At 74.4% G+C, this 18,231-nt stretch carries 18 protein-coding genes; 9 read left to right on the top strand and 9 right to left on the bottom strand.

Going from position 1 to position 18,231, the window contains the following annotated elements:
* The 3 genes from PAI11_RS24330 to PAI11_RS28145 form a co-directional block, all read right to left on the bottom strand.
* A partial coding sequence (locus PAI11_RS24330; protein ID WP_050897223.1) for a DUF2079 domain-containing protein occupies positions 1–1,722 on the bottom strand: 1,722 nt, incomplete at its 3' end.
* Positions 1,723–1,735: 13 nt separating this feature from the next.
* Positions 1,736–3,295 (bottom strand): BNR-4 repeat-containing protein, encoded by a 1,560-nt coding sequence (locus PAI11_RS12170; RefSeq protein WP_007575017.1) that lies wholly within the window; start codon positions 3,293–3,295, stop codon positions 1,736–1,738.
* A gap of 37 nt (positions 3,296–3,332) precedes the next feature.
* On the bottom strand, positions 3,333–3,848 hold the full coding sequence (locus PAI11_RS28145; RefSeq protein ID WP_040600041.1) for a hypothetical protein: 516 nt from the start codon (positions 3,846–3,848) through the stop codon (positions 3,333–3,335).
* Positions 3,849–4,036: 188 nt separating this feature from the next.
* On the opposite strand from PAI11_RS28145, the gene PAI11_RS12180 reads away from it, so the two are divergent.
* The 5 genes from PAI11_RS12180 to PAI11_RS12200 all read left to right on the top strand — a co-directional run bounded on the left by PAI11_RS12180 (position 4,037) and on the right by PAI11_RS12200 (position 8,771).
* Complete coding sequence (locus tag PAI11_RS12180; protein WP_007575021.1) at positions 4,037–4,315, top strand: hypothetical protein; 279 nt, start codon at positions 4,037–4,039, stop codon at positions 4,313–4,315.
* Positions 4,316–4,434: 119 nt separating this feature from the next.
* Positions 4,435–4,770 (top strand): hypothetical protein, encoded by a 336-nt coding sequence (locus PAI11_RS12185; RefSeq protein WP_007575024.1) that lies wholly within the window; start codon positions 4,435–4,437, stop codon positions 4,768–4,770.
* A 152-nt stretch (positions 4,771–4,922) separates the two neighbouring features.
* Positions 4,923–6,617 (top strand): biosynthetic-type acetolactate synthase large subunit, encoded by a 1,695-nt coding sequence (gene ilvB / locus PAI11_RS12190; RefSeq protein WP_007575026.1) that lies wholly within the window; start codon positions 4,923–4,925, stop codon positions 6,615–6,617.
* Positions 6,618–6,620: 3 nt separating this feature from the next.
* The gene (gene ilvN, locus PAI11_RS12195) at positions 6,621–7,172 is read left to right on the top strand and encodes an acetolactate synthase small subunit (protein WP_007575028.1); all 552 of its coding nucleotides are present in this window, start codon (positions 6,621–6,623) and stop codon (positions 7,170–7,172) included.
* 141 nt (positions 7,173–7,313) lie between these two features.
* Complete coding sequence (locus PAI11_RS12200; RefSeq protein WP_007575030.1) at positions 7,314–8,771, top strand: isochorismate synthase; 1,458 nt, start codon at positions 7,314–7,316, stop codon at positions 8,769–8,771.
* Between the two features lie 25 nt (positions 8,772–8,796).
* Here PAI11_RS12200 and PAI11_RS12205 read toward each other — a convergent pair whose 3' ends face one another.
* From PAI11_RS12205 to PAI11_RS12225, 5 genes are all read right to left on the bottom strand, one after another.
* Positions 8,797–10,041, bottom strand: coding sequence for a sugar ABC transporter permease (locus PAI11_RS12205; protein WP_007575032.1), 1,245 nt, complete (start codon positions 10,039–10,041; stop codon positions 8,797–8,799).
* The gene (locus PAI11_RS12210; RefSeq protein ID WP_007575034.1) at positions 10,038–10,859 is read right to left on the bottom strand and encodes an ATP-binding cassette domain-containing protein; all 822 of its coding nucleotides are present in this window, start codon (positions 10,857–10,859) and stop codon (positions 10,038–10,040) included. Before PAI11_RS12210 ends, PAI11_RS12205 begins: the two co-directional genes overlap by 4 nt.
* 3 nt (positions 10,860–10,862) lie before the next feature.
* Entirely contained in the window at positions 10,863–11,999 is a 1,137-nt protein-coding gene (locus PAI11_RS12215; RefSeq protein WP_007575036.1) for an ABC transporter substrate-binding protein, read from the bottom strand.
* Positions 11,996–13,165 (bottom strand): ROK family transcriptional regulator, encoded by a 1,170-nt coding sequence (locus PAI11_RS12220; RefSeq protein WP_007575038.1) that lies wholly within the window; start codon positions 13,163–13,165, stop codon positions 11,996–11,998. Before PAI11_RS12220 ends, PAI11_RS12215 begins: the two co-directional genes overlap by 4 nt.
* 161 nt (positions 13,166–13,326) lie before the next feature.
* Positions 13,327–13,917: an HDIG domain-containing metalloprotein gene (locus PAI11_RS12225; protein ID WP_007575040.1), complete on the bottom strand. Its 591-nt coding sequence runs from the start codon at positions 13,915–13,917 to the stop codon at positions 13,327–13,329.
* 101 nt (positions 13,918–14,018) lie between these two features.
* Between PAI11_RS12225 and PAI11_RS12230 the strand changes: the two genes are divergently transcribed.
* The 4 genes from PAI11_RS12230 to PAI11_RS12245 all read left to right on the top strand — a co-directional run bounded on the left by PAI11_RS12230 (position 14,019) and on the right by PAI11_RS12245 (position 17,069).
* Positions 14,019–14,720 carry a FadR/GntR family transcriptional regulator gene (locus PAI11_RS12230; protein ID WP_040600042.1) on the top strand — a complete coding sequence of 234 codons (702 nt, stop codon included), beginning with the start codon at positions 14,019–14,021 and terminating at the stop codon, positions 14,718–14,720.
* A complete protein-coding gene (locus tag PAI11_RS12235) occupies positions 14,717–15,961 on the top strand; it encodes a CynX/NimT family MFS transporter (RefSeq protein WP_007575044.1) in 1,245 nt (414 codons plus the stop codon). Before PAI11_RS12230 ends, PAI11_RS12235 begins: the two co-directional genes overlap by 4 nt.
* A gap of 50 nt (positions 15,962–16,011) precedes the next feature.
* Positions 16,012–16,671 (top strand): glutathione S-transferase family protein, encoded by a 660-nt coding sequence (locus tag PAI11_RS24335; protein WP_007575045.1) that lies wholly within the window; start codon positions 16,012–16,014, stop codon positions 16,669–16,671.
* Positions 16,672–16,859: 188 nt separating this feature from the next.
* Positions 16,860–17,069: a hypothetical protein gene (locus PAI11_RS12245; protein WP_007575047.1), complete on the top strand. Its 210-nt coding sequence runs from the start codon at positions 16,860–16,862 to the stop codon at positions 17,067–17,069.
* Here the strand turns inward: PAI11_RS12245 and PAI11_RS12250 are convergent.
* Positions 17,066–18,231: thiamine pyrophosphate-dependent enzyme (locus PAI11_RS12250; RefSeq protein ID WP_040600044.1), on the bottom strand; the 1,166-nt coding region annotated here is incomplete at its 5' end. The genes PAI11_RS12245 and PAI11_RS12250 overlap by 4 nt on opposite strands.

Here is an 18,231-nt window from a genome sequence, read left to right on the forward strand (position 1 = left end):
GAGCCAGCGACCGGTCTCGGCGCTCCAGCGCCGCAGCGCGCGACGGGCGGCGTCGGCCGGCGCCCCGGTCAGCGGCGGCAGGTCGGCGGCCCGCCGGGCGCCGCCCGGCGCGCGCGGCGAGCGGAGGATGACCCATCCCTGGGCGAACGCCCGCACGGGGATCAGGTCGCCGCTGGCCAGCCGCTGCTCGACGGCCGCCATCACCCGGCCCATCTGCCCGGGATCGAGGTTGACGATGTCGCTGCCGGGCAGGTCGAGGACGACGTTGTCGGCGCTCGCCGCGTGGACCGGCTCGGCCACGAGCCGCGACTCCAGCAGGTAGACGTCCTGGTCGCGGCCGGTCAGGTGCGACTGCAGCATCTGCGGCGCCGCGATCGAGCCGCTGCCCGGGACGGCGGCGACGACCCGGTCCAGCAGCTCGCGGTCGACGACCCGCGCCGGCGGTTGCAGCCGGGCCATCGAGGCCAGCGGCGACTCGCCGAAGGAGCCGTGCGAGCCGTAGACCTTGAACCAGCTGGCGGTGCCGATCAGCAGGCCGGCGGCGGCGATCGCGACCGGGACCGCGGCCAGGCCGGGCCGGCGCCGTCGCGGGCCGCGAGCGGCGTCCGGAGCCCGAGCGGCGTCCGCTGCCGGCGCCCGCCGGGCGATCCAGCCGCGGATCGTGCCGATCCCGCCGGCGGACGCGATCGCCAGCGCCGCCATCGGCAGCAGCGAGTAGTGGAAGGCGTTGCCCCAGTAGACCGGCTGGTCCGAGAGGAAGCGCTCGGCCAGCAGCGGCAGCGGGATCACGGCCAGGCGGGTCAGCCAGGGCGTGATCAGCAGGAACGGCGCGAACAGCAGCAGCAGCGTCTCGGGCTTCGGATCCGGCTCGAGCGCGACGGTCACGAGCTTCCACGGGTGGGTCGCGATGTGGCCGAGCGCGGAGAAGAGCCCGTCGCCGAACTGGTGGTAGCTCCAGTACGAGAACGGCTGTCCGTCGGCGAAGTGGGGGATCCACCAGCGGGTCGCCGCCAGGTACCAGGCGGCGCCGAGGGCCATCGTCAGCAGGCCCTGGCGGCGCTCGCCGGCCAGCCCCAGCCACAGGCCGACCGCGACCACCAGCAGCGACACGTCCTCCTTGACGGCCAGCAGCAGGAGCACGCTGACCCAGTACCAGCGCCACCGCCGGCGGTCGGCCGCCAGCACGGCGCAGGCCAGGAACAGCGGCGCGAAGGCCAGCTCGTGGACGTCGAAGTCGATCGCCCGCTGGACGCCCCAGGAGCTGCCGTAGGTCAACGCCAGCAGGACCGCGGGCCAGCGACCCGCGCGCTCGCGGGCGAACAGGTACAGCGGGACCATCGCCGCGACGACCACCAGCGCCTGCGTGGCGAGCAGGGCGTTCGGCGACGGCCAGATCGCCCGCGCCAGCCCCCAGACGACGATGATCGGGTGGAAGTGGTCGCCCCACAGGTTGTCGACCTCGCGGATCGACGAGGCCGGCCACTGCAGGTGCGCCAGGTGCCGCGCGGCCTGGTCGAAGATCCCCAGGTCGTAGCCGTCGGTCAGGTACCAGCGCTGGCGCTGGGTCGCCCAGACGGCGTAGGCGAGGCCGAGCAGGACCGCCGCCGCGACGGTCAGCAGCAGGCCGGGATCGCGCTCGCCGACGACGCGGTCGATCGCCCGCCGCAGCGGCGGGACGGTCGGGGCCGGCGCGGGCGCCGACGAGCGGGACGTGGCCGTCATGACCGGGCGCAGCCTAGGGCCTGGGTGGCCCGCTCGGTCCCACGACCCGGGTGGCGCCGGCCCGCCGCGTCGCCTCCGACGGCGATGCCGGGATCCGCACGTGTCGCCAGGTCAGCCGCTCGTCCGCCTGCCAGGCCGACACCCGGTAGCGGCCGGCGGGGAGCCGCGGCAGCACGACGGTCGCCGTGCCCCGGCGGAGGCGTGCCCGCGCCTCGCCGACGATCGCGATCCGGCCGTCGGTCGTCGGTCGCACGACCCGGATCCGCAGGATCCCCGTCCGCTGGCGGGCGACGATCCGCAGCCGGCGGTCGCGCGCGACCGAGCCCGACGCGATCCGGACCCCGGTCGCCGCGGCCGGCGCGGTCGTCGCGCCCGGGCGCCAGGCCAGGGCGGTCCGGAAGCTCGTGTAGCCGGGGTAGCGGCCGCGCATCCAGGCCAGCCCGCCGGCGACCGGGAACGGCCGCACGTTCGGCTCGGGCGAGTCGTGCGTCAGCGGCGCCAACGACCAGCCGTCGAGCGTGCGGGCGGCCCGCTCCAGCTCGAACTGCGCGCCGACCCGCCGCGAGAGGTAGGCGACGCCCGGGTCGGCGGGGTCGAGCGCGATCCCGCCCGAGTAGCTGGGCTCGGCCCCCGACTCCTCGAACGACGGCCCGGCGACCGCGAGCTGCTCCTCGATCCAGCGACCGTCCCAGCGGGCGACGCGGTAGCGGTGGTCGGCCGCCGTCGGGAAGGTCGCGTAGACGATCGTCGGCCGCCCGTCCTGAACCACGAGATCGTGGACCCAGGCCCCGCCCGCCGTCGCCGGGGCGTAGACGAGATCGCCGGCGGTCGGGCTGATCGGGACGCCCAGCCGGCCGATCGCGGTCCCGTCCTGGCGGTAGATCCCCTGGCCGCGGATGATCGCGTGGTAGACGCCGCTGGCGCCCTCGCGCGGATGCCCCAGCGTCCACGCCAGGTGGATCTCGCCGCCGGCCTGGCGGTACTTGACGTAGCGGACGCGCGGGCCGGCCGGGTCGAACAGCGTCCGCGCCCGGCTCCAGCTGGCGCCGTCGTCGGGCGAGGTGGCGAAGGTCGCGGTCGTGGCGGCACCGGACCAGAACAGGAACAGGGTGCTCCCGACGCGGATCGGGTTGGGGTAGGTGTAGTGGCTGGCGCCCCCGGCCGGGTTGGCGGGCGCCGTCGCGATCGGTCCCCAGGCGTCGATCCCGTCGGTCGCCGTCCGGTAGCGCAACTCGCTGCCGTTGTGGGCCGACCAGAACGCCATCAGCCGTCCGTCGCGGCGCACGTAGAAGGCGGGGTTGTCGTGGTCGTCGCGCTGCAGCCGCGGATCGAGCGCGAACCGGCGGCCGAGGTCGTCGCCGACCATGATCGATCCGTCGCCGGCGACCCAGCCGAAGACGGCCCGCCCGCGGTAGGCGATCGCCCGCGGGTCGGCGAACCAGCACCAGGCGCCGGTGGTCGCGATCGTGACCGTCGGCGCCGCCGGCAGCGGTGCCGGCGCCGCCGCGGCGGATCCGCCGCCGAGCGCGAGCGACCCGGCGACCGCGATCGCGCCGACGCGGGCCCGCGTCACGTCGTCGACCGTCCCACGCAGCCCGGCGTCCGTGGCGCTACGCCGTCGAGTCCTGGGACAGCGCTGCGTCCGCGACGCTCGGCTGGCCGGCGTCGGAGGTGACGCGGCCGAGCAGGTCGACCACCGGCCCCCACTGGCGCGAGCGCCCGGGGGAGACCTCGAGCGGCCACCGGGAGCCATCGGTCAGGTGGACCTCGAACGCCCGCGCGAGCAGCGGCCGCCCGAGCGCGACGCCGGCGACGGCGGTCCGCGGACGCTCGATCTCGACCCGCAGCAGCCGGTAGTACGGCTCGCCGCGGCGCCCGCGGTCGAGCGAGTAGACGACGACCCGGGTCGCGGTCACCACCAGGTACCGGACCTCGGCGCCGGTCAGCGGCTCGTGGCCCCATGACCCGAACCCCGGGGCGCGCCGGGGAACGGGCGACACCGGGGTCGCGGCCAGCACCGGCTCACCCAGGCGGGTGGCGGCGTCGGCGCTCAGGTTGATCCAGCGGAACGTGGTCGTTTCCCTCGTCGACCGGCGCCGGACCTCCCGCGCGCCGTGACCCTCCATGGTGCCGCAGCGAGCGGCGACGCGTCGCGACGGGTGGCCGCCCGGACCCTGGACCCCGAACCCGAGCGCTTGCCTCGCGCGCGCGAGGCTCGTATCATATGCAACGAGGTTGGCGGGCCGTGGGAGCGGGCTCCACGTCCGACCGACGGTCCGCCGCCCCAGGCTCCGCAGCGACCGAGGAGGACCACGTGGCCACGATCCACGATTCGCGGCAGCACCACCGGGCACGGGACACCGTCGAGGTGCTCCGGGCCGCGTTCTGGGTGTTCGCCCTCGGCGTGATCGCGGTCTTCGCGTTCTTCGCCGGATTGGGAGCGATCTCGTTCGGCGACGCGCTCGGCGTGTCGGTCGCGGTGGTCGTCCTGGCGGTCCTGTGGGTGCTCCACGCGATGCTGGAGCGACGGCACCGCGAGGAGATCGAGCACGATCCGCGGCTGCACCGGCAGCAGCAGCGGCGGGGGTTCTAGACCGGTCCGCGAACGCGGGCCCCTCGTCGCCGGGGTGGACCGAGGCCCCGACGGTCGTGCCCGGGCGGTGGGCGGACGAGCGGCGAGCCGTCCGTCCGTCGCCCGCTACCCTGGAGCGCGTGGGCGTCTCCTTCGTCTTCTTCCTGGCGATCTGCACCCTGTTCGGCATCGCCGGCGGGCTGCAGGGCCGGGCCAAGGGCAGCTCGTTCCTGCTCTGGTTCATGATCTCGGCCGGCGTGCCGCTGTTCGGCTTCATCGCCTCGATCGTCTACCCGGGGCGCGAGGACGAGTTGCGCCGTCGCTGCGACGGCTGCGGGCGGATGCTCCCGATCACCGACACGATGTGCATGCGCTGCGGGACCGACCTGCCGTTCCCCGAGGTCGCCTACCTGCCGCCGGGCGTGCGGCCGGTCGAGGAGTCGCCGACGGCGGGACCGCCGAGCGCGGCGGGCTGATCGACCGCCGCCGGGCACCCGGCGGCCGTCCGCGGGCAGCCGCGGGAGCGCCGATTCCCGCTGCTATCCTGGCGTTCCCGAGGCCGTCCGTACGTCGGCCTCTTCCTGTTGGCACGCAAGCGCTGGAAACGGTCGGAAGGGAGGTTGGGCAGATGCGCGCAGTCGATGCGTTGATGGAGTGCCTGAAGGCGGAGGGCGTCGACGTCGTATTCGGGTACCCGGGCGGCGCGAACCTCCCGACCTACGACGCCTTCGTGGATGCCGGCATCCACCACGTCCTGGTCCGCCACGAGGCCGGCGGCGGCCACGCCGCCGAGGGCTACGCGAAGGTCACCGGCAAGGTCGGCGTCAGCTTCGGCACGTCCGGCCCCGGCGCGACCAACCTCGTGACGCCGATCGTCGACGCGATGATGGACTCGGTCCCGGTGGTCTTCTTCACCGGCCAGGTCCGCACCGACCTGCTCGGCACCGACGGCTTCCAGGAGGCCGACACGATCGGCATCACGATGCCGGCGGTCAAGCACAGCTTCATGATCACCGACCCGCGCGAGCTGCCGCGGATCATCCACGAGGCGTTCCACATCGCCCGCACGGGGCGCCCCGGCCCGGTCCTGATCGACCTGCCGATGGACCTGTCGAAGGCCGACATCGCCTACGAGCGGGTGACCGACGTGCACCTGCCGGGCTATCAGCCGCGCACGACCGGCAACGCCAAGCAGATCAAGCAGGCCGCCCGCGCGCTGGCGGCCGCCCGTCGCCCGATCATCTACGCCGGCGGCGGCGTCGTCGCGGCCGGGGCCGCCGACGAGCTGCGCGACCTCGTCCGGACCGGGAAGTTCCCGATCACCTGCACGCTGATGGGCCTGGGGGCCTACCCGGCGCCCGACGAGCAGTGGGTCGGGATGCTCGGGATGCACGGCACCCGCGCGGCCAACTACGCGATGGACGAGGCCGATCTGATCTGCGCCGTCGGCGCCCGCTTCGACGATCGCATCACCGGCAAGCTCTCCGAGTTCGCCCCGCGCGCGAAGTTCATCCACATCGACGTCGATCCGGCCGAGATCTCCAAGAACATCCCGGCGCACATCCCGATCGTCGGCGACGCCAAGCAGATCCTCGGCAAGCTCGTCGACGAGTACCGGGCGCTCGAGACGGACGCCGGGCGGCTGGACCCGTGGTGGCAGCGGATCCACACCTGGCAGGAGCGCCACCCGCTGACCTACGAGCCCGGCGACGGCCACGAGATCAAGCCCCAGAGCGTCATCGAGGCGATCTACCGGGTCACCGGCGGCGACGCGATCGTCTGCTCCGACGTCGGCCAGCACCAGATGTGGGCGGCGCAGTACTACCACTTCCCCGAGCCCCGTCGGTGGGTCAACTCGGGCGGCCTGGGGACGATGGGCTTCGGCCTGCCGGCCGCGATCGGCGCCCAGATGGGCGACCCCGAGCGCACGACCGTCGTCGTCACCGGCGACGGCTCGATCCAGATGAACATCCAGGAGCTGGCCACGATCAAGCAGGAGAACCTGCCGATCAAGGTCGTGGTCCTGAACAACGGCTACCTCGGCATGGTCCGCCAGTGGCAGGAGCTCTTCTGGCAGGAGCGCTACAGCCACGTCGACATGAACACGTTCGGCGGCGAGGAGGCCTCGCCCGACTTCGTCAAGCTGGCCGACGCCTACGGGATCCGCGGCGTGCGGCTGACCGAGGCCGCCAGCCTGGAGGACGACCTGCGGGCCGCCTTCGAGGCCGAGGGCCCGGCGTTCATCGACGTGCGGGTCACGCGCGACGAGAAGGTGTACCCGATGATCGCGCCGGGCGAGCCCGCGCGGAACATGGTGGGCTGACCGATGGTGGACACGAACGAGATCCTCAGCCTCGACGAGCTCGAGGCCGCCGGCAACATCCACACGGGCCGCAAGCACGTGCTCTCGATCCTGGTCGAGAACAAGCCCGGCGTGCTGACCCGGATCTCCGGCCTCTTCACCCGCCGCGGGTTCAACATCGACACGCTCTCCGTCGGCCCGACCGACGACGAGCGGATCTCGCGGATCACGCTGACCCTCGACGGCGCCGTCCACCCGATCGACCAGGTCACGAAGCAGCTGCACAAGCTGGTCAACGTCCTGAAGATCAAGGACCTCGAGCCGAGCGAGACCGTCGCCCGCGAGCTGGCCCTGTTCAAGGTCAGCTGCGACGGCCAGACCCGCTCCGAGATCCGCGAGCTGGCCGAGGTCTTCCGCGGCAAGGTCGTCGACGTCGGCCGCCGCTCGATCATCGTCGAGATCACCGGCGAGCGGTCCAAGATCGAGGCCTTCGAGCGGCTCGTCCGGCCCTACGGCCTGGTCGAGATGATCCGCACCGGCGAGGTCGCGATCGCCCGCGGGCGCGAGGAGACCTGAGCGGCGCAGCGGCGTCCGCGGGCCGGCCGACGCGCCGCCCCGCGATCGCTCTGGCGACGTTCGGATGACCCGAACGCCGCCGGAGCGCATCCGTGACCGACCTCGCGCCAGGTGCGGTCGCGCCGTGCGATGCTGTCCCCGATGGCTCCCGTCGCCGGTGTCAGCAGCGCGCAGGCTCCCGCGGTCCCGATCGCCGACGACGATCGCGACCGCCTGCTCCGCCACGCCGCCGAGGCGCGCAAGCGAGCACGCCGGTCGCGGCGCGACGCGGTCCTGGCGTCGATCACGATCGACGTCGACCCGGCGATCGATCCCTCGGCGGTGGTCGCGGTCGGCCGCCGGGCGGGCGAGCCGTGGACCGTCTTCGAGCAGCGCGATCGCGACCGCCGCGTGGTCGCGACGCTCGGCGTCGTGCAGGCGATCGAGGCCGCCGGCCCCCAGCGGTTCACGACGGTCGCCCGTCGCTGGGAGGCGCTGGCCGCCGACGCGGTCGGCGACCTCGGGACCGGGCTCGACGGCGAGGGCCTGCTGGCCGTCGGCGGCTTCGCCTTCACCGACGAGGGCGCCACGACCCCCGCCTGGGATGGCTTCGCGGCGGCGTCGCTGCACGTGCCGCTGCTGGGGATCGCGGGCTGCGGCGGGCGGATCCGGGCGACGGTCGCGGTCAGGGTCGCGGCCGCCGACGGCGACCTGACGGCGATCGTCGACGCGGCGCTGGAGCGCGTGGCCGCGCTGGCGCCCGCTCGTCCGCCGCTGCTGGATCCCGACCCCGTCCAGCGTGGCCGGGTGGTCTCGGCGCTGCCGCCGGCCCACTACGAGGAGGCGGTCGCCCGCGGCGTCCAGCGGATCCGGGCGGGGGAGATGGAGAAGATCGTGCTCGCCCGCGAGGTCCAGGTGACCGGTCGGCCGACGCCCGACCCGGCCGCGATCCTCGGCGTGATGCGCGAGGCATACGCCGGCTGCTGCGTGCTGGCCGTCGGCCGCGGCGATCGGACCTTCGTCGCGGCGACGCCCGAGCTGCTGGTCCGGCGCGAGGGCCACCGGCTGGCGACGCTGGCGCTGGCCGGCACGACCCGCCGCAGCAGCGACCCGGCGGTCGAGGCCCACCTCGGCGAGCACCTGATGCGGTCGGCCAAGGACCGCGGGGAGCACGCGATCGTCGTCCGCCGGATCCTCGCGCGGCTCGACGCCCTGGCGCTCTGGACGACGGCCGCCGAACAGCCGCAGATCGTGCAGGCGGCCAGCGTCCAGCACCTGGCGACGCCGATCCGCGCCCAGCTGGCGAGCCCGATCCCGGTCGTCGAGCTGGCCGGCCGGCTGCACCCGACGCCGGCCGTCGGCGGCTTCCCGGAGGCGGTCGCGCTGCCGCTGATCCCGGCGATCGAGGGGATGGACCGCGGCTGGTACGCCGGACCCGTCGGTTGGACCGACAGCGCCGGCGACGGCGAGCTCTGCGTCGCCCTGCGCTCGGCGCTGCTGGAGCCCGAGCTGGCCCGCTGCTTCGCCGGCGTCGGCGTCGTCTCCGACTCCGATCCGGCCGCCGAGCTGGCGGAGACCGAGGCGAAGCTGCAGGCGCTGCTGCCGCTGCTGGCCGCGTGAGGCGCCTCACGCGGCCAGCAGCGCCCTAGGATCTGCCCTGGGACATCCGCTGCTTGCGGGCCAGCGCGTCGAGCACGACCGCCGCGGCGAGGACGCCGCCGGTGATGATGAACTTGACCGACGACTCGAGGCCGAGCAGGTCCATGCCGTTGGAGATCGAGCCGATCACCAGCGCGCCGAGCAGCGCGGCCCAGACCGATCCGCGACCGCCGAAGAGGCTGACGCCCGCGATCACCGGGCCGGCGATCGCCAGCAGCAGCACGTCGCCGGAGCCGGAGGACTGGTTCACGGCCAGCGCGCGCGAGGCGGCCAGCACGCCACCGGCGGCGGCCATCGTCGAGGCCAGCACGAAGACGACCGTCTTCACCCGCCGGGTTGCGATGCCGGCCCGCCGGGTCGCCTCCTCGTTGCCGCCCGCGGCCAGCACGTGGCGGCCGTAGCGGGTGCGCGTGATCAGGGCGTCGAAGATCACGACCAGGCCGATCAGGATGATCACCGAGACCGGCACGCCGCGGTCCTGGTTGACCACGTAGACGGCCACGACGATCGCGATCGCGATCGCGCCGAGCCGGACCCCGGTCAGCAACATCGGCTCCAGCTCGAGGCCGGCCGCCGATCGTCGCTGGCGCGCGACCAGCGCGCCGGCGGCCATCAAGCCGATCGCGACCAGGGCCACCGTCCAGGCCAGCCACTCGGCCAGGAAGGTGTTGGCCAGGTTGGTGATCACCGGGTCGGTGACGTTCAGCGACCCGGCGTCGCCGAGCGTCTTGAGCTGGAAGCCCTGCCAGGTCAGCAGGCCGGCGAGGGTGATCACGAACGACGGGATCCCCAGCCAGGTCACGATCGAGCCCTGCAGCAGGCCGATCCCGGCGCCGGCGGCGAGCGCGACGGCGATCGCCAGCCAGCCGTTCCAGCCGTGCTGGACGGAGAGGACGCCCATGATCGCGCCGGCGAGGCCGCTGACGGCGCCGACCGAGAGGTCGATCTCGCCCAGCAGCAGGACCAGCACGACGCCGACCGAGATCGTGCCCGTGGCGGCGACCTGGAGGGTCAGGTTGGTGAGGTTGCCGGCGGTCAGGAAGCGGTCGTTGGCGACCGTGAAGATCACCCAGATGATCGCCAGGACCACGATCGCGCGCAGCGATGCGGCGTTGGCGGCGGTCCGGAGCAGGGCCTGCACGCCGCTGGCGTCGTCGCCGTCGCGGTCGAGGGCCACGGCGGACGCGGTCGGATCGACCTCGGGAGCGGGGGTGGGGCTGGTGGTGCTCACGTCGTCCCTCCGGTGTCGGCGGCCGGGGTGGCCGGCGCGATGTCGCTGTCGGCGCCGGTGATGGCGGCGACGACGTTCTGACGCTGGTCGCCGGTGGCGGCGAAGCGCCCGCCGTTGCGGCCGAGTCGCAGGACCTCGATCCGGTCGGCGACCTGGAAGACGTCCGCGAGGTTGTGGGAGATCAGGATCACGCCCATCCCGCGCTCGCGCAGGCGGGCGACGAGCGCCAGCACCTGCTCGGTCTGGGCCACGCCGAGCGCGGCGGTCGGCTCGTCGAGGATCACCAGCTTCGGCTCGCCCAGCATCGCGCGGGCGATCGCGACCGTCTGCCGCTGGCCGCCGGAGAGCTGCCCGACCTCGGCCCGCACGGACTTCAGGGTCCGCACCGCCAGCGAGTCCAGCAGCGAGCGCGCCTCGCGCTCCATCGCGATCTCGTCGAGCACCGGTCCCCGCCGCGGCTCGCGGCCGAGGTGGAGGTTGGCGACGACGTCGAGGTTGTCGCAGAGCGCCAGGTCCTGGTAGACGACGGCGATCCCGAGCCGCGCGGAGTCGGCGGGCGAGTTGATCCGGACCGTGCCGCCGTCGAACTCGAAGGTGCCCTGGTCGGCCGGGCCGGCCCCGGAGATCGTCTTGATCAGCGTCGACTTGCCGGCGCCGTTGTCGCCGACCAGGGCGACGACCTCGCCGGCCCGGACGTCGAGGTCGACGTCGGAGAGCGCCTGGACGGCGCCGAATCGCTTGGCCACGCCACGCAGGCGCAGCAGCGGCCCGGCGCCGGCCGGCGCCACGGGGGCGCCGGCCTGCGTCTCGGTGGCCATGGCTCAGCCGATCCCCGCTGCCTTGCACGCCGCTGCGTACTTGCCAGCGCAGATCGCGCTCGTCTTGTAGACGCCGTCGGCGACGACGGTGTCCTTGACGTTGTCCTTCGTGACCGCCACCGGCTTCAGCAGCACGGAGTCGACGTCCTTGCTGCCGTTGTTGACCTTGCCGGTGATCAGGCCGGCCGGGGCCGGCTTGCCGGTCGCCAGCGCGAAGGCGAGCTTCGCGGCCGCCTCGGCCTCCGGCTTGACGGCCTTGTAGACCGTCATGTACTGCTCGCCGATCAGGATCCGCTGGATCCCGGCCAGCTCGGCGTCCTGACCGGTCACCGGGACCTTGGTCGGGTCGATGCCGGCGCCCTTCATCGCCGCGATGGCGCCGCCGCCGGTGCCGTCGTTGGCCGCGTAGACCCCGTCGATCTTGTCCTTCCCGATCGCCGTGATCGCCTGCTCCATCTCCGACTGGGCCTTGTCCGGCGACCAGTCGGGCGTGTCGTACTCCTTGGCGATCTTGACGCCGGAGGAGTCGAGCACCGAGTGGGCGCCCTTCTTGAAGAGCGCGGCGTTGGAGTCCGTCGGCGCGCCGTTGATCATCACGATCGACTTGCCGCTCGGGCTGCCGAGGCCCTTCAGCAGCGACTGCCCCTGGAGCTTGCCGACCTCCTCGTTGTCGAACGAGATGTAGTAGTCGACGTCGGCCTTGCTGATCAGCCGGTCGTAGGAGACGACCGGGATCTTCGACTGCTTGGCGCGGGTGACGATCGCCCCTGCGGCCTCGGCGTCGACCGGGTCGAGGACCAGGACGTTGGCGCCGTTGGTGATCGCCGACTCGGCCTGGCTCTGCTGCTTGGTGGTGTCCTGGTCGGCGTTGGAGTAGATCAGCTGGCAGTCGGGGCACTCGGCCTTGAGCGCCGCGGTGAACAGCGGCCGGTCGAGCGCCTCGTAGCGGGCGGTCTTGGACTCCGGCAGCAGCAGGGCGATCTTCTTGCCGCCGCCCCCGCCGCTGGAGCTGCTCGTGGAGTTGCTGGAGCCGCTGGAGCCGCCCGAGTCGTCGCTGCCGCAGGCGGCGAGACCGAGGCCCGCCGCGGGCAGCAGCGCACCGAGCAACAGCGCGGTGCGCACGTTGGTGGATGTGATCACGTTGCTCCTCCCCCTGGAGGTACTGGTTGTTGGTCGTGGGGAACGATCGGGATGCGGCGGTCCGGGAGGGCCGCCGCCAGGCGCAGGGCGCCGACGACCTGGCCGAGGTCGCCGAGCCGCGCCGGGACGAGCTGGACGCCGGAGCCGGACCCGGGGAGCCGGTGGCGGTCGAGCTCCTCGCGGACGCCGGCGAGCACCGGGTCGGTCGCGAACGCGGGATCGCCGCCGAGGACGATCGCCGACGGGTCGAGCAGGTGGCAGGCGCTCGCGAGCACGCGGCCGAGCGCCCGGCCGGCGTCGGCCAGCAGCCGCGCGACGCGCGGGTCGCCGGTCGCCAGGGCGGCGACCAGGTCGTCGGCCGGGATCTCGTCGCCGGCGGTCGCGTGCAGCTGGCGGCGGACGGCCGGGGCCGAGGCGACGGTCTCCAGGCAGCCGCGGCCGCCGCAGCGGCAGGGCACGCCGTTGGGCACGACCGCGACGTGGCCGATCTCGCCGGCGATCCCGGTGCCGCCGTGGAGGACGTTGCCGCCGCTGATCAGCCCGGCGCCGACGCCGGAGGAGACCTTGACGTAGATCACGTCGTCGATCCCGACGGCGGCGCCGGCGGTCTGCTCGCCGAGCGCTCCGAGGTTGGCGTCGTTGTCGACGACCACCGGGACGCCGAGCTGGGCCTCGAGCGCGACCGCCAGGGTCGTCCCGCTCCAGCCGGGGAGCATCATCGTCGACCCGATCCGGCCGCTGAGGCGGTCGACGGGGCCGGGGACGCCGGCCCCGCAGGCGATCACGTCGGTCGGGCGGATGCCGCTCTCGGCGATCGCGCGGTCGGCGAGCCGGCGCGCGGCGGCCAGCGCGGCGTCCATCCCGTGGTCGACGTCGACCGGCTCCTGGTGGGTGCTGAGCGTGCGGCCGGCCAGGTCGCCGACGGCGACGCGGACGTGCTCGTGCCCGAAGTCGACCCCGAGCACGGCGCCCGCGCGGCGGGTCAGCCGCAGGACCTCGGGACGGCGGCCGGTGCGGGTGCCGTTGGCCGTGCCGGCCACGACCTCGACCAGGCCGTCCCGCTCCAGGTCGCGGACGAGCGCCGAGACGGTGGCCCGCGAGAGCCCCGTGCGGTCGGCGACGTCGGCTCGGGTGATCTCGGGCGACTGCCGCAGCGCATCGATCACGCGCTGAGGCGAGCCGCGGCCGGCGCGCGGTGTGCGATCTCCTCCCACGAACGCGATCCTGCCCCGCCGAGCGCCCCACGTCAAGGCTTTTTGTCGAAGTTCAGATAGAAGTGGCGCGAATCAACCGATAGTTATGCCGAAACAGTGCAGAACGGGCTCCGTCATTCGACAGAACCTCCGGTGCCGTCCAGGTCGAGGGCGGTGGCGAGCGGCTCGAGGGCGGCGATCACGAAGGCGACGTGCTCCGCGAAGTCGCGACCGAGCAGCTCGGCGCCGCTCATGACCGCCTCGCGGTCGACGGCGGCGGCGAACGACGGCGTCTTGAGCTTCTTGCGGACCGACTTCGGGGTCAGGCCGTGAATGCCCTGCGGCCGGACCATCGCGCAGGCGACGACGAAGCCGCACAGCTCGTCGACGGCGAAGAGCGTCCGCTCCATCGGGCTGTCGCGCGACACGTCCAGGTAGTCCGCGTGAGAGGCGATCGCCCGGACCATCTCGGGCGGCGCGCCGCGGCGCTCGAGCTCGGCCATGATCATCCGCGGGTGGCCGGTCGCCGGGTCGGGATGGCGCTCGTAGTCGGCGTCGTGGAGCAGTCCGGTGACGCGCCACAGCTCGACGTCGGCATCGGGCGTGCGCTCGGCGTAGGCGGCCATCGCGGCCTCGACCGTCAGGCAGTGGCGGCGGAGCGAGGGGGAGGAGACCCACTCCTGGAGCAGGGCCCAGGCTTCGTCTCGCGGGATCGGGCGGGGCATGGAAGACGTCTATCAGCCCGGACGCGTCTGCGGTCGGCGATTCAAACATGGGATGTTAGGATGATCCCATCGTTTCGTCCGGCCGATTCCCGGAGCCCGCCGTGCCGCTGCAGTCCGCCCCCCGTCCCAGTCTCACCGCGCAGGTGATCGAGCAGCTCGAGGGGCTGATCGGCTCCGGCGAATGGCCGGTCGGCTGGCGGATCCCGCCCGAGCCGGAGCTCGTGCGCGAGCTCGGCGTCGGCCGCAACACCGTCCGCGAGGCGGTCCGCGCGCTCGTCCACGCGGGCCTGCTGGAAGCGCGCCAGGGCGACGGCACCTACGTCCGGGCGACCAGCGACCTCAACGCCGCCCTCCAGCGCTGCGTGGCCCGCACCAGCGTGCTCGAGGCGTTCGAGGTCCGTGGCAGCCTCGAGCGCGACGCCGCGCGGCTGGCCGCGCTGCGCCGCGACGACGACGACATGGCGGCGATCGACCGAGCCCTCGAGGAGCGGTCCGTCGCCCGTCGCGGCGGCGACCTGACGGCCTTCGTGACCGCCGACGTGCGCCTGCACCAGGCGGTCGTCGCCGCCACCCACAACGCGCTGCTGGTCGAACTCTACGACCACCTGACGGAGACGATGATCGCCACGATCGGCGCGGTCGAGCGGGCGGGCGTCGAGGACGGCCTCCTGTCCCGGGCCCACAGCGACCTGGTGTCGGCGATCAGGCGCCGCTCGCCCGGCGCGGCCGAGCGCGCGGTCGAGCGGCTGCTGCGCGCGGCGCGCGAGCAGTACGAGAGCGGCGCCGCCGCGGATCCGGCATGACCCGCGCGCGCACCACGCTGCTGCTGGTCGGCATCGTCCTGATCACCGTCAACCTGCGTCCGGCGATCGTGGCGGTCTCGCCGCTGCTGGACGGCATCCGCGAGCAGACCGGGATGTCGGGCGCCACCGCCGGCCTGCTGACGACGCTGCCGGTGCTCTGCTTCGGCGCGCTGGCGCCGCTCGCGCCGCGGCTCTCGCGGCGGCTGGGGCCCGAGGCGGTCGTCGTCGCCGCGATGCTGCTGCTGCTGGCCGGGATCCTCGTGCGGCTGTCCTCGAGCCTGGCGGTGCTGTTCGCCGGCACGGTCCTGATCGGCGGCGCGATCGCCGTCGCCAACGTCCTGCTGCCGAGCATGATCAAGCGCGACCTCGGCCACGCGACTGGGATGGCGATGGGCGTCTACGCGATGGCGCTCAGCGCCGGCGGCGCCCTGGCGGCCGCGATCACCGTGCCGCTCCAGGACGGGATCGGCAGCGGCTGGCGGACGACGCTGGCGCTGTGGGCGCTACTGGCGGTGCCGGCGGTGCTGGCCGCCGGCGGCTGGCTGCTGCTGCGACGTCGTCAGGGCGGCGGCCGCAGGGCCGCGGCCGCCGACGTTCGCGCGGCCCGCTCGAGGGCGGCGATCTCGCTCTGGCGCGACCCGGTCGCCTGGCAGGTGACCCTCTTCATGGGCCTCCAGTCGCTGCAGTTCTATGCCGCGGCCGCCTGGCTGCCGACGATCTTCGCCGACCACGGGTTCTCCGAGTCGCGGGCGGGGCTGATGCTCGCGCTGGCCACGATCGTCGGCACCCTCAGCTCGCTGGTGATGCCGATCCTCGCCGGCCGGGCGCTCGACCAGCGCCGGCTCGTGGTCACGACGATCGCCCTCTACGCTCTCGGCACGGTCGGCCTGCTGGCGGCGCCGACCGCTGCCGGGCCGCTCTGGATGGCGCTGATCGGCTTCGCCCAGGGCGCCGGGATCAGCCTGGCGCTGACGATGATCGTGCTGCGCTCGCCGGACCCCGAGCACGCCGCCGCGCTGTCGGGGATGGCCCAGACCGTCGGCTACCTGCTCGCCGCGACCGGGCCGTTCGCGCTGGGGGCGCTGCACGACGCCTCCGGCGGCTGGACGGTCCCCCTGCTGGTGCTGCTCGTGCTGCTGGTGCCGCTGCTGCTGTCCGGCCTCGGCGCCGGGCGGCGGCGGACGGTCGGAACGGCGCCCGTCGCCGAGCGGGTCGGGGCGGCGGCGGTCTCGACCACCTAGGCGGCGCGGGACCCGGGGCGAGCCGGCTCGCGCCCCGTACGATCCTGGCCATGGCCGACCTTCGCGTCTACCGGATCCCGTTCTCCACGAACGTCGAGCGGGTCGCGTTGGCGGCCGGGCACAAGGGGCTGGCGGTCGAATGGGTCGACGTCGATCCGGACGACCGCCGCGAGGTCCGCGAGGCCAGCGGCCAGGACCTGGTGCCGGTCGCGGTCGATCCGGACGGCGGCCGGGTGATCGTCGACTCGCCGCGGATCCTGGCCTGGATCGAGGAGCGCTGGCCCGAGCCCTCGCTGTGGCCGGCCGATCCGGGCGAGGCGGCGCTCGCGGACGTCTTCTGCCACCGCTTCAACGAGGTCTGGAAGGGGCCGCCGAACCGGATCGCGGCGCTGCTGGGCCCGGTCGCGTTCGACGAGGGGCGGCTGACGGACGCCGAGCGCCGCGCGGTCGTCGACGACGGCGAGCGGCTGCGGGGCTGGCTGCGGCGGTTCGAGGAGCGGCTCGACGGCCAGGACCACCTCTGCGGCGCGAGCTTCGGGATCTGCGACGTGACCGCCTACCCGTTCCTGCGCTACGGCCTCGAGGGGCCGCCGGCCGGCGACGCCGACCCCTTCCACCGGGTGCTCCACCAGCACGGCGGGTTCGACGCCGCCAGCCACCCGCGGCTGGCGGCCTGGGTCGAGCGGGTCGCGCAGCGCCCGCAGGCCTGACGTCGCGCCCGCGGGCGCCGGGGCGGGCGCGACGAGACTCGCGACGATGCCGTCGATCGCCCGCCAGCTCGCCGGCGCGGTCCGCGGGCTCGCCGCGTCCGGCGACCGCGACCGCGACGATCACCAGACTCGCGAGGAGCTGCAGCGCCGGCCGCTGCCTCTTCCTGGCCGGGATCGCCGGGCGCAGCGTGACCCGCGACTACTGGCCGCGGATCCTCGGCCGGCTGCGGCCGCGGATCGTCGTCCCGAGCCACTTCGACGACGTCTTCCGGCCGCTCGACGGGCCGATGGGGTTCTCGAAGGGCGTCCAGCTGGCGGCGCTCCCGGACGAGATCGCCGCCGTCAGCCGCGAGATCGAGCTGGCGTCGCTGCCGCTGCTGGAGCCGCGCTCGGGCTAGCCGGCGAGCGCGTCGCGGACCGCCTGCTCCAGCTGCCGGTGCAGCTCGCGGTTGGCGGTCCGGTCGGTCCGCAGGTGGAGGACCGAGAGGCCCGGCTCGGTGACGGCGGCGCGGACCGCCGGCAGCAGGTCGGCGCGGTCGCCGACCGCGTGCAGCGTGCCGCCGGCCGCGGCCACGATCGCGGCGACGTCGAGCCCGGTCGGGGTCATCACGTGGCGCTCGATCTCGGGCGCCCGGCCCTCGGCGATCGGCAGGAAGTGGAAGATCCCGCCGCCGTCGTTGTCGACCACGACCACGGTCAGGTCGACGCCGGCCCGGCCCGCCGCGAGCAGCGAGCCGACGTCGTGCTGGAGCGCGACGTCGCCGAGCAGCACGACCACCGGCCCGTCACCGGGATCGCGGGCCAGGCTCAGGCCCCAGGCGGTCGCGATCGTGCCGTCGATCCCGTTGGCGCCGCGGTTGGCGAGGATCCGCACCTGCTCGCGCGGGGCCATGAACGCCTCGACGTCGCGGATCGGCATCGACGCCGCCACCAGCAGCGTCGAGCTCGGCGGCAGCAGCGCCGTCAGCTCGCGGGCCAGCCACGGCTCGGTCGCCTCGCTGCCGGCGTCCAGCAGCCGATCCTGGGCGGCGACGGCGGCGACGTCGAGCGCCTGCCACGACGCCAGCCAGTCGGGGTCGGGGCCGCCGTGGGCCAGCCGCGGGGCGAGCGCCTCGAGCAGCATCCGCGGGGCCGCGACCACGACGTCGCTGAGCGCCCCGTCGGGGTCCTGCCAGCTGGCGTCGTCGCGGACGTGGACCTGCGGGACGTCGACCGGCAGCTCGGCCAGCCAGCGTCGCAGCGGCTTGCTCGTCGGCAGGTCGCCGAAGCGGACGACCAGGTCTGGCTGCGGGACGACGCCGTCGGCCAGCCGCAGCACGGCGTCGTAGCGGGCGATCGCCGCCCGGCCGCGGCGGGCGCCGGACAGCGGGTCGGCCAGCAGCGGCAGCGCCAGCAGCTCGCAGAGGGCCGCAAGCGCCGGTCCCAGCTGCGGATCGTGCTCGTGACGGCCGGCGACGACGACCGCGCGCGGGTGGCGCAGCAGCAGCTCGCCGACCCGCAGCAGCGCCGCCTCGTCCGGCGTGCCGCCGGCCCCGCTCCGGCGGACCCAGGGCGCGCCCT

Origin of the sequence: Patulibacter medicamentivorans (assembly GCF_000240225.1) — a bacterium.
GTDB lineage: Bacteria > Actinomycetota > Thermoleophilia > Solirubrobacterales > Solirubrobacteraceae > Patulibacter > Patulibacter medicamentivorans.

What these genes read in the sequence shown, in the direction of transcription:
- PAI11_RS28145 (WP_040600041.1), bottom strand. Translation starts at nt 3,848, where the DNA reads ATGGAGGGTCACGGCGCGCGGGAGGTCCGGCGCCGGTCGACGAGGGAA.
- ilvB (WP_007575026.1), top strand. Translation starts at nt 4,923, where the DNA reads ATGCGCGCAGTCGATGCGTTGATGGAGTGCCTGAAGGCGGAGGGCGTC.
- ilvN (WP_007575028.1), top strand. Translation starts at nt 6,621, where the DNA reads ATGGTGGACACGAACGAGATCCTCAGCCTCGACGAGCTCGAGGCCGCC.
- PAI11_RS12200 (WP_007575030.1), top strand. Translation starts at nt 7,314, where the DNA reads ATGGCTCCCGTCGCCGGTGTCAGCAGCGCGCAGGCTCCCGCGGTCCCG.
- PAI11_RS12210 (WP_007575034.1), bottom strand. Translation starts at nt 10,859, where the DNA reads ATGGCCACCGAGACGCAGGCCGGCGCCCCCGTGGCGCCGGCCGGCGCC.
- PAI11_RS12225 (WP_007575040.1), bottom strand. Translation starts at nt 13,917, where the DNA reads ATGCCCCGCCCGATCCCGCGAGACGAAGCCTGGGCCCTGCTCCAGGAG.
- PAI11_RS12235 (WP_007575044.1), top strand. Translation starts at nt 14,717, where the DNA reads ATGACCCGCGCGCGCACCACGCTGCTGCTGGTCGGCATCGTCCTGATC.
- PAI11_RS24335 (WP_007575045.1), top strand. Translation starts at nt 16,012, where the DNA reads ATGGCCGACCTTCGCGTCTACCGGATCCCGTTCTCCACGAACGTCGAG.